The sequence below is a fragment of the Streptomyces sp. NPDC001070 genome, assembly GCF_053598835.1.
On the sequence record NZ_JBSFLB010000009.1, the window covers coordinates 24,089 to 36,972 of the forward strand.

General features: G+C 71.9%; 9 protein-coding genes. All 9 read right to left on the minus strand.

Features of this window, described 5'->3' with window-relative positions; genetic code table 11:
* From ACWDAS_RS13200 to asnB, 9 genes are read right to left on the minus strand one after another with little or no spacing between them, the layout of a single operon-like run.
* Entirely contained in the window at positions 1 to 648 is a 648-nt protein-coding gene (locus ACWDAS_RS13200) for a PIG-L deacetylase family protein (protein ID WP_450389279.1), read from the minus strand.
* Entirely contained in the window at positions 645 to 1,439 is a 795-nt protein-coding gene (locus ACWDAS_RS13205; protein ID WP_450389281.1) for a sugar phosphate nucleotidyltransferase, read from the minus strand. Before ACWDAS_RS13205 ends, ACWDAS_RS13200 begins: the two co-directional genes overlap by 4 nt.
* A complete protein-coding gene (locus ACWDAS_RS13210) occupies positions 1,436 to 2,671 on the minus strand; it encodes a methyltransferase domain-containing protein (RefSeq protein WP_450389282.1) in 1,236 nt (411 codons plus the stop codon). The genes ACWDAS_RS13205 and ACWDAS_RS13210 overlap by 4 nt, the downstream gene beginning before the upstream one ends.
* Positions 2,668 to 3,942 carry a glycosyltransferase gene (locus tag ACWDAS_RS13215; RefSeq protein WP_450389605.1) on the minus strand — a complete coding sequence of 425 codons (1,275 nt, stop codon included), beginning with the start codon at positions 3,940 to 3,942 and terminating at the stop codon, positions 2,668 to 2,670. The genes ACWDAS_RS13210 and ACWDAS_RS13215 overlap by 4 nt, the downstream gene beginning before the upstream one ends.
* 2 nt (positions 3,943 to 3,944) lie before the next feature.
* Positions 3,945 to 5,249, minus strand: coding sequence for an O-antigen ligase domain-containing protein (locus ACWDAS_RS13220; RefSeq protein ID WP_450389284.1), 1,305 nt, complete (start codon positions 5,247 to 5,249; stop codon positions 3,945 to 3,947).
* A 1-nt stretch (position 5,250) separates the two neighbouring features.
* On the minus strand, positions 5,251 to 6,771 hold the full coding sequence (locus ACWDAS_RS13225) for a right-handed parallel beta-helix repeat-containing protein (RefSeq protein WP_450389286.1): 1,521 nt from the start codon (positions 6,769 to 6,771) through the stop codon (positions 5,251 to 5,253).
* A 9-nt stretch (positions 6,772 to 6,780) separates the two neighbouring features.
* Complete coding sequence (locus tag ACWDAS_RS13230) at positions 6,781 to 8,742, minus strand: alginate lyase family protein (RefSeq protein ID WP_450389287.1); 1,962 nt, start codon at positions 8,740 to 8,742, stop codon at positions 6,781 to 6,783.
* Positions 8,739 to 10,919, minus strand: coding sequence for a bi-domain-containing oxidoreductase (locus ACWDAS_RS13235; protein WP_450389289.1), 2,181 nt, complete (start codon positions 10,917 to 10,919; stop codon positions 8,739 to 8,741). Before ACWDAS_RS13235 ends, ACWDAS_RS13230 begins: the two co-directional genes overlap by 4 nt.
* Before the next feature lie 29 nt (positions 10,920 to 10,948).
* On the minus strand, positions 10,949 to 12,883 hold the full coding sequence (gene asnB, locus ACWDAS_RS13240; RefSeq protein ID WP_450389291.1) for an asparagine synthase (glutamine-hydrolyzing): 1,935 nt from the start codon (positions 12,881 to 12,883) through the stop codon (positions 10,949 to 10,951).
* Position 12,884 lies beyond the last annotated feature (1 nt).

Genomic DNA, 12,884 nt, shown 5'->3' on the forward strand with positions numbered 1-12,884 from the left:
TCATTCCCCCAGGTTGAGAGTGAGTTTGGTGACGGCGAACGCCTCGGCGTAGCGCGCGTGGCATTCGATGCCGCGGATCCGCGCAAGGCCGAGGAAGGCCTCCCGGTCGTACCAGGGCCGGTGCCGCTGCGAGGGATAGTGCTCCTGCAGCAGCCGCACCTTCTGTTCGGCGATCTCCGGCGACAGCGGCTGGTACGCCGACGGACGGCCGAGATCGCCGTCCCACTTGACGATCTCGTAGCCCAGCACGAGGTGGTCTCGGAACGCGGTGGGCAGCAACTGCGCCAGGCCGCGGTGATCCTGGTGCGCGTCATCGGTACGCGGCGCGAGGATCAGATCCGGCTCGGTCCGCTCGCGCAGCTCCTCGACCGCGGCCTTGGCCTCCTCCCAGTGCGCGGGCAGCCGGCCGTCCGGCAGCTTGAGCACGGTCAGCCGCAGGTCGGCACCCGGGCAGAAGGCGGCGAGAGCGGCCTGCTCCTCCTGCTCCCGCTCGCTGCCGCCGCCGGAGAGCACGAGCGCGTCGACGCGGATGCCCGGCCGCGCACGGCACAGCGTCAGCAGCGTGCCGCCGGCGCCGATGGCGATGTCGTCGCAGTGCGCGCCCACCGCGGCGATCCGGTCCAGGCGCCCTGCGCCGAGCTGGATCATGCGGTCCTCATTCCGGCGCCTTGTTCCCACACGGCCCACGGTCGGTCGCCCCTGGCGTAGGCGTAGTCGAGCGCGGCCCGCTCCTTCACGGTGTCGGTCGGCTTCCAGAAGCCGCGGTGCTGATGCGCCACCAGCCTCCCGCGCTTGGCCAGTTGTGCACATCCGTCGGCGACCAGGTCCCCGTTCTCCGGTATGTGGTCGAAGACCTCCTGGCGCAGCACGAAGTAGCCGCCGTTCTCCCACAGCGGCAGTTCGCTCACCGCGGTGATGCCCCCCACCAGGCCGTTCTCGCCCAACTCCACGCAGTGGAAGGAGGACTGGGGTGGCACCACCATCATCGACGCCCCGGCGTCGCGCTCGGCGAACCGCTCGATCATCTCCGGCAGCGGGGCGTCGGTGAGCACGTCGGCGTAGTTGGCGAGGAACATCTCGTCACCGTCCAGGTGGTGCCGCACCCGGCGCAGCCGCTCCCCGATCGGCGACTCGATGCCGGTCTGCGCGAACGTGATCGTCCAGTCGGCGATGTCGGTGGACAGCAACTCGGTCTTCCCGCCGCGCAGGACGAAGTCGTTGGAGGTCGTCTCCTCGTAGTTGAGGAAGAAGTTCTTGATGTGGTGCGCCCCGTACCCGAGGCACAGGATGAACTCCTTGTGCCCGAAGTGCGCGTAGTAGCGCATGACGTGCCAGATCAGCGGACGCGGGCCGACCATCGCCATCGGCTTGGGCACGTCGTCGGAGGCGCCGTTGCGCATCCGCATCCCGTAACCGCCGCAGAACAGGACGACCTTCATGACTGGACCTCGACAATGCTCAGTTCCGGGATGGGGAAGACGAGGCGGCCGCCCCACTCGTGCACGTAGGACAGCTGCTCGACCAGCTCGGCCCGCAGGTTCCACGGGAGTACGAGGACGTAGTCGGGTTTGTCGGCGGCTATCTGCTCGGGCGGCAGGATCGGGATGCGGGTGCCCGGGGTGAACCTGCCGTGCTTGTAGGGGTTGCGGTCGACCGTGTACGCGAGCAGGTCGGGCCGGATGCCGCAGTGGTTGAGCAGTGTGTTGCCCTTGCCCGGGGCGCCGTAGCCGACGACCGTCTCGCCGCGCTCGGCCGCCTCGATGAGGAACCGCAGCAGGTCCCGGCGCACCTTGGCCACCCGGGCGGAGAACTCGGCGTACCCGGACAGCTCCTGCAGCCCGGCGGCCTTCTCCCGGGCCAGTACGTCGGCGACCTGCTGCGCCGGCTCGCCGGCCACCTCGGACGGCCGGGCCCACAGCCGGATGGAGCCGCCGTGCGTGGGCAGCAGCTCGACGTCGACGAGCGTGAGTCCACCGCTCGCCAGCGCGCGGATCGCGGACGCGACCGTGTAGTACTGGAAGTGCTCGTGGTAGATCGTGTCGTACTGGTTCTCCTCGATCAGGGTCAGCAGGTGCTGCACCTCGATGGAGACCCAGCCGTCGTCGGCGACCAGGGCGCGCAGCCCCTGGGTGAACCCGACGACATCGGGGATGTGGGCGTACACGTTGTTGGCCACGACCAGGTCCGCCGGACCGTGCTCGGCGCGGACGGCCGAACCGGTGTCCGGGGACAGGAACTCCGTGAGCGTGGGCACACCGGCGTCCCGCGCCGCGGCGCCCACGTTCACCGACGGCTCGATGCCGAGGCAGCGGATCCCGCGGTCCACCACGTGCCTGAGCAGATACCCGTCGTTGCTCGCGACCTCGACCACGAAGGCGTCGGGGCCGAGCCCCACCCGCTCCACGGCACCGGCGACGAACGTGCGCGCGTGCTCCACCCAGGAGGTCGAGTAGGAGGAGAAGTACGCGTACTCGCTGAACGTCTCCTCCGGCGTGATCAGCGGAGGGATCTGCGCGAGCCAGCAGTCGGTGCAGACCCGCAGGTGCAGCGGGTACGCCGGTTCCGGCCGGTCGAGTTGGTCCGCGGCGAGGAAGCTCTCGCACGGCGGGGTCGCCCCCAGGTCGACGACGCTCGCCAGCGCCGTCGAGCCGCAGAGTCGGCATCGTGTCATCTACTGCCCCCATCCCTGCCCGCGCGGGTGTCCCCACCGCGGGCCAGCGTTTCCGTTCCTACCGGCGGCGCGCTGTCCCCGCCGCCGGACCGACCCGCGATCGCGGCCCGGTACCCCTCCACCAGACGCTCCAGCCCGACGGCCGGACTGAAGCCATGCTCGTAACGGCGCCGGGCCGCCCGGCCCATCTCCCGGTTGCCGGCCGCATCGGCCGTGATCCGGCGCATGCACGAGGCGAGCGAGGCCGCCTCGCCCGGCCGGTGCAGCAGCCCGGTCACCCCGTCCTCGACGAGTTCGACGAAGGCGCCGTGCCCGGCCGCGACGGTCGGGACCCCCGCCGCCATCGCCTCCACGACCACCAGGCCGAACGCCTCCAGCCATGTCGAGGGAGCCACCACGGCGACCGACCTCGCGACGGCCTGCCGGCACTCCGCCGGGTCGTACAGGCCGACGTACCGCACGTCGTCCCGGCCCGCCGCCCAGGCGGTCACCTCTCGCTCCAGCGGCCCCGCGCCGGCGACCACGAGCGGTACGCCCACACCGCCGTCCGCGGCGATCTCGTCCCACGCGGCCATGAGCAGCCGCACGCCCTTGGCCTCCGCGAGGCGGCCGAGATAGAGCACATGCTCTCCGGGGCCGACGCGGCAGGCACCGGGGTCGGGCACGAAGTTGTGCTTCACCGCCAGCCGCTCGGGCGGCATGCCGGACTCCACCAGGACGTCGCGCTGCGCCGCGGAGATGCAGAAGAAGCGGTCCACGCCGGACCACCACCGCCGCCGGTTGACCGACAGGCTGACCGCGAGCGGCACCGTCGCCAGCCGGGAGCTCCGGTAGCAGCCGTGCCGGACGGCGGGCAGCGGCGCCGACCCGACGCACTCGGTGCACGGCCGGCCGTCCCGCTGCAGCGTGCCGGGCGGGCAGACCTGGGTGTAGTTGTGCAGCGTGGCGACGACGGGCACGCCGGCGTCGGCGCAGGCGGCCAGCACCGCGGGCGACAGGAGCGGGAAGACGTTGTGGACGTGCACCACGTCCGGCCGCTCGGCGCGGAGCCGGGCGGCGAGTTCCGTGCGCACCGCCGGGTTCCACGGCACCAGCAGCGGCACCGCGGCCTTGCCCAGCAGGGACCGGGCGGCGATGTCGTCGCTGCGCCGCTCGAACACCTCTACCCGGTGGCCGGCTTCGCGCAGCAGCCCCACCTCCTGGTCGACGACCTTGTTCTCCCCGCTCGGCTGCGCCGAGGCGTAGCGGTTGTGCACCACGAGGACGTGCATGCTCACGTCGCCTCCGATCTCTGGGCCCATCGCGGGACACGACGTCGAGGAGCGGCGGGGGCCGGGAGAGGCGCGGCCGCGGCAGGTGCCGCCAGCAGCGAGGCGGCCACGGCCAGATGCAGCAGATACGGCGAGGCGTCGCCCAGCCCGGCCTCGGTGTACGACGCGATCGCGCAGTAGCTGATCAGGAAGATCGCGCAGGCCCTCGGCAGCGACGGTGGCCGCAGCAGCGCGACGCCGCCCAGCACGATGATGATCGCCGCCACGACGGCGACGCCGGCCAGGCCCTGCTCGTGGTAGACGGCCAGCCAGCTGTTGTCGATCGGCAGCCCGCCGAAGGACTTGTCGCCCAGGCCCACGCCGAACACGTACTCCGAGGTCGTCCGCGGCGCTGCCAGCAGGGCGTCCCAGACCTTGACCCGGCCGGTGAGGCTGGAGAGGTTCTCCGAACTCTGTCCGCGCAGGAACCACGTCTGCAGCGCGGAGCTGAACCCCACCGCGGCCACCGCGGCGCACAGCACCGCCCAGGTGAAGAACCGGCGGGCGGCGGCGCTGGTCAGCATGAGCGAGCCGATCGCCAGCGTCAACCCGGCGAACAGGCCGAGAGTGGCCGTCCGGGTATGGGTCAGCGCGAGCAGGATGAGCGTCGGCACGATGATCACCGCCGCGCCGGCCCTGTCGGTCCGGCGGCCCAGGACGAGCAGCACGGTGAGCCCGGTGATCACCGCGGCGTACTGTCCGATCTGCGGCGGGGTGAGCGGCCACAACGCGCCGACCAGCCGTCCGCCGTAGAGATCGGGCATGGCCGCGCCCGGTGAGATGATCAGGCCGGCGGCCACCAATCCGAGCACCGCGAAGTACATCCGGATGTGGTGCCGGACGAACGTCAGGCTGCCGTCCCACCAGCGGCTGAGCAGCCACAGCGTGCCGACGAAGAGAGCCAGCCGGGCACACCGGAACAGTGCGCCGAACCCGGACTCCAGGTTCGCGCTGGAGATCACGCTCGGCACCAGCAGCAGGGTGAGCAGGAACACGAAGGCGCTGGCTCGGATGCGCAGCCGGGGATTGAGTGCGAGCGCCAGCACGAACGCGGCGACCAGCGCGCCCATGGTGACCATCTGGATGAGGGAGCGGGGCAGCGGGACGATGGTCTTCGCCCCGGCGGAGCCGAGCGTGTTGAGGACCAGCAATCCCCAGATCGTCCCGACGGTCTTCGGTGTGCCGGCAGGGCTCGGTTCGACGCCGGGTCGTGTGGCCGCCGTGGCCGGTCCGCCCGGCAGCCCGCCGGGCGTCATGTCCCCTCCCATCTCAACCACCGACCCGTGGGCGGAAGGTGCTGCCCGTGTCCTGCCGGTACGGCGTGCCCTGCCACTGCCAGAAGTCGAGCGTCCGGCTCGGGTCGTGGGCGACGAAGCTCCACGGTCCGACGTAGACGTTGTCGTGCCAGCGATTCTGCTGTTCGGTGGTGATCGCCTCGGCCACCCGTTCGCCCTGGTAGGGCGACCAGTCCGGATAGGTGCCGTAGTTGGCCAGCAACGCCATTCGGCCGCACTGCACCGTGCACCCGACGACGGACGCGTCCAGCATGAAGCGGTTGTCGTGGATGTCGACCCGCTGGGTCTTCCACCGGCAGTCGGCGTAGAGCGGTGCGGTGGCGATCGCCGGCTGCGCGCAGCGGTCGATGTCCCGCACCAGCAAGGTACAATCACCGGCCGAGGTGTTGGCCGGACTGTTGCAGAACCGGTCGGCGTTCTCCCACAGGGTGATCCCGGACCAGTTGTCCTTCAGCACGTTCCGATAGATTTCGATCTTGTCCGTGCGGGCCCGGACCCGTGGTTCGCCGCCGGACTCGGACACGTAGATGGTCGAGAACGGGAAGCTGTCGCCGGCTTCGGCGTTCTTGCGGCCCTCGACCCAGTTGTTCCGCCGGATCGTGTTGTTCCGGATGACCGCGTTGTAGCTGGCCTCGTAGATCAGCGCGGCGCCGTCGTTGGTCTCGAGCACGTTGTCCTCGATGCGGAAGTCGTTGTTGTTGGTGTCCGCCCACAACCCGGCTCCACGGTTGCCGTGCACCCAGTTGCCGCGTACGTCGGCGCCGTTGACGGCCCAGAACTTGACGCCTCCGGAGCAGCCGCAGCCCGGCCGCCGCCGCTCCCAGTCGCCGGTGTTGTTGCCCACGATCTCGTTGCCCTCGACCACCAGGCCGGTGATGGGGCCGGTGGCCTTGTACGCGTTCATGCCGTACTGACCGTTGCCGCGCAGGCAGCTGGCGCGGACCTGCTGGCGGGCACCGGCCATCAGCCCGGCACCGGAGTTGTGCTGGATCGTCGCGTGCTCGATCACCCACCCGTCGGCCGAGTCATGGTTGACCACGCCCTCGTCGAGCGGCGCGGCGAAGCCCTGCACGGTCAGGTACCGGATGGTGACGTCGCGGGCGGTGCCGCCGAACGCGTACTGGTTGGTCTTGCGGCCGTCGAGCACCGCGCCCGGCGCACCGAGGTAGCTGTCCCCCTCCTTGGGCATGACTTGGGTGTAGCGGCCCTTCTCGAGAGTGTGCGTGCCCGGTCGAAGCCAGAACGTGGTGTTCGGGGGACTGCTCTCGGTCTTCGCTGCCAGGTCACCGGGCACCGCGGGGTCGACCGTCACCGCGCCCGCCGGCGCCTTCGCCGGCCCGGCCGCGGGCGTGGCGCACACCCGGGCCACGGACGTGGACGGCGCAGCGGTCGGCTTCGGCCGCGCACCCGGCGTGCTTTCACAGCCGGTCGCCGCCAGCAGGGCCAGTGCCAGCGGTGCGGCCGGCAACGCCCAGTGCCGCCACTTGATCCCCAAGCGTCCTCCCTAGCCGCGGAACCTGAGTACGGTGGTGAACTCCCCCGGCAGCGCAGTGCCGTCGGCGAAGCCGGTGCCGATCAGCGTCGTGGCGGGTTCCTTGCGCCCGAAGCCGGGGGAGTACCAGCCCAGCGGCGGGTCGGTCTCGCCGCGATGCGCCCGCCAGCACAGCTGCCCGGGCAGGTCGAGCACCGCGGAGCGGTCCTCGCCGTCCCGGGTCCAGGTGAGCACCGCCCGGTTCCCCACCAGGTCCGCGGCGATCGCCGGGCCGAGGTGGAACGCCAGATGCACGGCCCGGCGCGGGCCGCGCACCTCGTCGACCACCCGCAGCTCCTGGCTCGCGGCGCTCAGCTCCACCTGGCGGCGGTGTACGGAGCGCTGGTAGCCGTCGTGTTCGGCGCACCAGCGAGCCGTCCCCCCCTCGGAGGCGCCGGACGTGTCCGCGACCAGGACGCGGCTGCGGGCATGCCGGGTCCACAGGAACGGGCCGCCGGAGACGGACTGGTCGACGCCGTCCAGCTGCAGAGTGTTGTGGCCGAGGGTCGAGCGGAAGTACCGCCGCCACTCGGGTTCCCCGTGGTAGCAGAACGTCCCGGGGTCGGCGAGCACGTCGACCCCGTCGTGCCGGACCTCGACGGACAGCGCGTCGGCGTGGGCGTGCGCGGCGATGGACAGGAAGCCGTGCGGACCGCCGTCGCAGCGGCACCAGATCTCCCCCGGACCGCGCAGGATGGTGAGCCCCGCGTCGGCGAGGTGGTCCGGTCGGCTCGCCGGGCGGGTCACGGCCGGTGCGCCCGGCCGGATGAGCGCGGCCAGCAGCGGGGTGCGTACATCGGCGCCGGTCACCGCGGGCCACCAGGCGAGCCGGCCGAAGACGGCCTCTCCGGTCGCCAGCAGCGAGGCCCAGCGGTCGGTGCCCGCGCCGTCCACGACCAGACCGTGCCCGTCGTCCGCGTCCCCCTGACGCGGCGGCCGCAGCCGGCTGTCCACGACGGCCGCGAGCGCGTCGGTCATCCGCAGCAGCACCAACCGGATCGACGCGGGGACCGGCACGCCGGCGGCATCCGCCTCGGCCACCGCGGCCAGGCCGAGCTCCAGCACGAGTCCGTGGTACTCGGTGGCCAGCTCGCGGTTGAGGCCGGAGTCGAAGGTGTTGCTCCGCAGGTGCCGTTCCAGCGACCGCACCGCGCCGGATCGCCAGCGTGCCGAGGAGGGGAACCACCCGAACGCGCAGGCCGCGGCGAACTGCCCGGCGGCCTCGGCGATGACGTGGTTGTTCGCCGAAGACCCCCGGCTGGGAAACGCGGCCAGCCAGCGCTGGTGGTGCCAGATCTGCTGGAGCGCCACCGGGTTGTCCTCGAACAGCCCGGCCGCGCCCGGCCAGCCGTCGAGCAGCCGGCGGATCCACACCCAGGACAGCAGCCGGATACCCAGCTCGATGCCGCTGATCCAGTGCACCGAGCGCAGCGGCGGGTTGGCCGCCCACCACGACCGCAGGTGCTCGGCCACCCGCTCGGCGTACCGGTCGTTCCCGGTGATCGCGTAGGCGACGGCGAGCACGGTCAGGTACTGATGCCGGGACGGCTCCCAGATCTGCTTGATGTCCCCGACCGAGTCCTCGTTCCGGTACGGCACGTCGAAGGCGTAACCCGACGGAGCCCGGCGCCCGGTCTTCGGGTCGTACCACCAGTCCGGGTCGGCGAGGTCGTCGCGCTCCACCCCGAAGTACTCGGCGCGCCCGTCCATCAGCCGGTCCGCCTGGGCGATGAGACGTTTCGCGGCGTCCGGCGGCACCGCGGCGATCGTCCCGGCGGGCAGTACCGCGGTGAACCGGGCGCCGGTCACGCTCGGGCAGTCCGGCAGCGCCGACCGCCACCGCCGCCTGCGCACCGCGTCGCCCACCCGGCCACCGACCTCCCGCGGTCCCATCCGGGACAGCCGCCGCAGGTACCAGCCCGCGGTCATGGTCATCGCGACCTCGCCAACGTCACCGGCGCGCCGCCGGCCAGGCCGGCCTGCACGGCGAGGGTGGCCGCCGTGGTGGCGACCAGCGACTCCAGCGGCACCGGCATCGGTCCGCCGGTCCGCACGGCCTTGATGAACGCGGCCAGCTCGGCGGACTGGCCCTTGTCCCGGGCCTTGGGCAGCCGCGAGCTGACCCACCGCTTGCGGCCGTAGACCGAGGCACGGACGAAGTCGTCGAGCCGCAGCACCCTGCCGTCCGCGACGAGGTCCAGCGTCTCCTTGGGGAAGCTGGGCGCGCCGGTGGTGACGTAGCTGATGGTGGCGGTGGACCCGTCCGGGTAGTGGAGCACGACCTGCAGGTCCTCGTTGCCGGACGCGGCGACCGCGTACACCGATACCGGATCGGCGCCGAGCAGCCAGCTCGCCGTGTCGATGAAGTGTCCGCCCTCGCCGGCGAAGCGCGAGCCCTCGGTGCCCTGCTGGAGGTACCAGCTCCCCTGCTGCAGCCGGCCCGCGTTGACCAGGTAGCGAAGGCTCGCCGGACCGGTCCGGGCGCCGAACCGCTTCCTGGCCTCCTGCAGCAGTGGCGCGAAACGGCGGTTGAAGCCCACCTGCAGCCGGTCGTTGCCGGATTCCTCGACCGCAGCGAGCACGTCGGCCAGCTCGTCCTCGGTGAGTGCCAACGGCTTCTCCACGAACACCGTCTTGCCGGCCAGCAGCGCCTTTCGGGTCAGTTCGGCGTGCGAGCTGTGCCGGGTGACGACGAACACCGCGTCGATGGACGTGTCGCCGAGCACGGCGTCGAGATCGGTGGTCGCCTCGGCGAAGCCGAATTTGCGCTTCGCGTTGGCCGCGGACAGCGCCGTCGTGGTGACGACCGTGGACAGCTCGACGCCGTCGCGCTGTGCCAGGTGCGGCAGCAGCATCGACGTCGCGTAGTTCCCCGCGCCGACGAACGCGAGCCGCACCGGCGCCTTGGCGGACCGGGGCGGGGTGGAGACTTCGCCGCTGCGTCGCACCGCCGGCACGGCCACCGCCGGGGCCTGCGCCTCTCCCGCGTGTTCGGGGTAGCGGAACAGCACGGCCACGGCCTTCAGGTCGCCGTCCTTCAGGCTCCGGTACGTCTCGACGGCGTCATCGAAGTCGGCGACGTGGGAGACCAGGGGCTCCACGTCGACGCTGCCGCGGGCGAGGAGGTCGAGGAAGCACGCCAGGTTGCGGCGCTCGGTCCAGCGCACGTAGCCGATCGGGTAATCCCGCCCCTCGAGCTCGTACTCCGGGTCGTAGCGCCCGGGGCCGTAGGAGCGGGAGAACCGGACGTCGAGCTCCTTCTCGTAGTACGCGTTCCACGGCAGGTCCAGGCGGCACTTGCCGATGTCGACGACCCGGCCGCGGTCCCGGCACAGTCGCGCGGCCAGCTCGACGGGCTGGTTGCTGCCGCCGCCGGCGGCCAGGTACACCTGGTCCACGCCGTGACCGCCGGTGAGTTCGGCGACGGCGGCCTCCACGGCCGCGGACGCGGGATCGCCGCAGGCCGCGGCGCCCAGGCGCTCGGCGAGCTCGCAGCGCACCGGGTCAGGGTCGACCCCGACGACGCGGACCCCCGAGGCGGCCAGCAGCTGCACCACCAGCTGCCCGATCAGCCCGAGGCCGATCACCAGCGCCACCTCGCCGAGCTGCGGCTCGCCTTGGCGGACGCCCTGCATCGCGATCGACCCGACGGTGCCGAAGGCCGCGTGCCGCGGCGCGAGGCCGTCCGGTACGGGGGTGTAGAGGTTCTTCGGCACCCAGTTCAGCTCGGCGTGCAGCGCGTGCTCGTTGCCGGCGCAGGCCACGAGGTCGCCGACCTTCACGTCGTCGATCCCGGTGCCGACCTGCTCGACCACCCCGCACAGCGAGTAGCCCAGCGGCGTGTAGGAGTCCAGCTTGCCCATCACCTTGCGGTAGGTGGCGGGCACCCCGTTGGTGGCCACGCTCTGCATGACCTTGGCCACCTGGTCCGGCCGCGAACGGGCCTTGCCGAGCATCGACATGCCGGCCTCGGACACCTTCATGAGCTCGGTCCCGGTGGATATCAGCGAGTAGGCGGTCCGGACCAGCACACCGCCCGGCTTGCATCCCGGCACCGGCACGTCGAGCACCGCCAGCTCGCCGCTCTTGTAGTTCTGCACAACCTGCTTCACCCGAAGTCCCCTTGTTTCTAAGCCGTCTTCTACGCCGCCGAGCGGGCGTTCCGGCCGGACCCGGAGGTCGCGCCGCGGTACCAGTACTCGAGGGTCAGCACGTGCCACAGATGCTTGGAGAAGTCCCGCTGCCCGGCGGCGTCCTCGGCGACCATGCGCGCCAGCGCGTCGCGGCGCAGGAACCCGGAATTGACGAGCACACCGTCGTGCACCACCTCGCGCACCAGCGGTGCCAGGTCCCGGCTCATCCACGCACGCAGCGGGGCGCTGAACAGGCCCTTGGGCCGGTACACGATCTCCCGGGGCAGGATCGAGGTGGCCGCCTCCTTGAGGACGGCCTTGCCCTGCCGTCCGACGATCTTGCGGTCGCCGGGCACGGCGAACGCCGCCTTGACCACCTCGACGTCCACGTACGGCACCCGCACCTCGGTCGACGCGGCCATGCTCGACCGGTCCGTGTAGGTGAGGTTCAGGCCCGGCAGGAACATCCGGGCGTCGCCCAGGCACATGCGGTTGACGAAGTCGTCGAGGTCGTTGTCCTGGTAGACGTCCGCGTGTTCGGTCAGCACGTCCTCGACCGACCCGGCCAGGTCCGGATCGACCAGGGCGAGCAGCTCGTCCTGGTCGTACATGGTGTAGCTGCGCCGGAACGCGGTCTCCTCCGGCAGATCGGCGAAGGACAGGAACCGCTTCGCGAAGCGCACCGACCGGTACCCCCGGCGGGCCGTGGCGACCGGCAGCCGGTCCACGGCCCTGGACAGACCGCGCCGCACGGACCGCGGGACGCGCTGGTAGCGCAGCGCGAGCAGGTTGGCCAGGTGCTTGCGGTAACCGGCGAACAGCTCGTCGGCGCCCATCCCCGAGAGCATCACCTTGACCCCGGCCTCCCGGGCGGCCGAGCAGATCAGGAAGGTGTTGATCGCGGCGGGGTCGCCGATCGGCTCGTCCAGGTGGTGGGTCATCCGCGGCAGCAGGTCGAGCACGTTCGGAGCGATCTCGATCTCGTGCAGGTCGACGCCGAACCGCTCGGCCACCTGCCGGGCGTAGCGCAGGTCGTCCGGCATCGCCTCGAACCTGGCGTCCTCGGCGCGGAACCCGATCGTGTAGGCGGAGATCCCGGGGCGGTCGCGGGCCGCCAGGGCGGTCAGGTAGCTGGAGTCCAGCCCGCCGGAGAGGAAGGTCGCCACGGGTACGTCGGAGAGCAGATGGCGGCGAGTCGACTCCTCGACGACGGCAGCGATATCCGGCTGCTCGCCGCTCAGGGCCCGCTCCCGCCCCTCGGCGGCGACGTCCTTCAGGTTCCAGAACCGGCCGTGCTCCACGCGTCCGTCGGGCCGGCACCGCAGCCAGGTCCCCGGTGGCAGCTTCTCCGCTTCGCGGAACGCGCACCGCGAGTCCGGCACCCAGTAGTACAGCAGCGAGGCCACCAGCGCGGCGGGGTCCACCTGCAGCGACCCGCCGGTCACGGCGGCGAGCGCCTTGAGCTCGGAGGCGAACACCAGGCCCTCGCCGCGCCGGAGCAGGAACAGCGGCTTGATACCGAGCTGGTCGCGGGCGAGCACCAGCTCACCGGTTCGCTCGTCGAAGATCCCGAACGCGAACATGCCGCGCAGCCGGGGCAGGCAGTCCGTGCCCCAGCGCCGCCAGGCCTCCAGCAGCACCTCGGTGTCGGAGGTGCCGCGGAAGCGCACTCCGGCGGCGGCCAGCTCGGCACGCAGCTCGGGCGCGTTGTACAGCTCGCCGTTGTACGTCAGGGCGAGGCCGTCCGAGACCATCGGCTGGGCGCCGGTCTCGGACAGGTCGACGATGGCCAGCCGACGGTGTCCGAGGTGCACGTCGCCGTCACCGGCGGAGTGGCTGTACCGGCCCGCCCCGTCCGGACCGCGGTGGGCGAGGATGTCGGTGAGCCGGTCGGTCACGACCTTCCCGTCCGGCCATCGGTAAGCGCCTGCGATGCCACACATG

Bases quoted from the DNA above. Each gene is read 5' to 3' on its own strand.
- ACWDAS_RS13200 (WP_450389279.1), bottom strand. From the start codon at position 648: ATGATCCAGCTCGGCGCAGGGCGCCTGGACCGGATCGCCGCGGTGGGC.
- ACWDAS_RS13205 (WP_450389281.1), bottom strand. From the start codon at position 1,439: ATGAAGGTCGTCCTGTTCTGCGGCGGTTACGGGATGCGGATGCGCAAC.
- ACWDAS_RS13210 (WP_450389282.1), bottom strand. From the start codon at position 2,671: ATGACACGATGCCGACTCTGCGGCTCGACGGCGCTGGCGAGCGTCGTC.
- ACWDAS_RS13215 (WP_450389605.1), bottom strand. From the start codon at position 3,942: ATGCACGTCCTCGTGGTGCACAACCGCTACGCCTCGGCGCAGCCGAGC.
- ACWDAS_RS13220 (WP_450389284.1), bottom strand. From the start codon at position 5,249: ATGGGAGGGGACATGACGCCCGGCGGGCTGCCGGGCGGACCGGCCACG.
- ACWDAS_RS13230 (WP_450389287.1), bottom strand. From the start codon at position 8,742: ATGACCATGACCGCGGGCTGGTACCTGCGGCGGCTGTCCCGGATGGGA.
- asnB (WP_450389291.1), bottom strand. From the start codon at position 12,883: ATGTGTGGCATCGCAGGCGCTTACCGATGGCCGGACGGGAAGGTCGTG.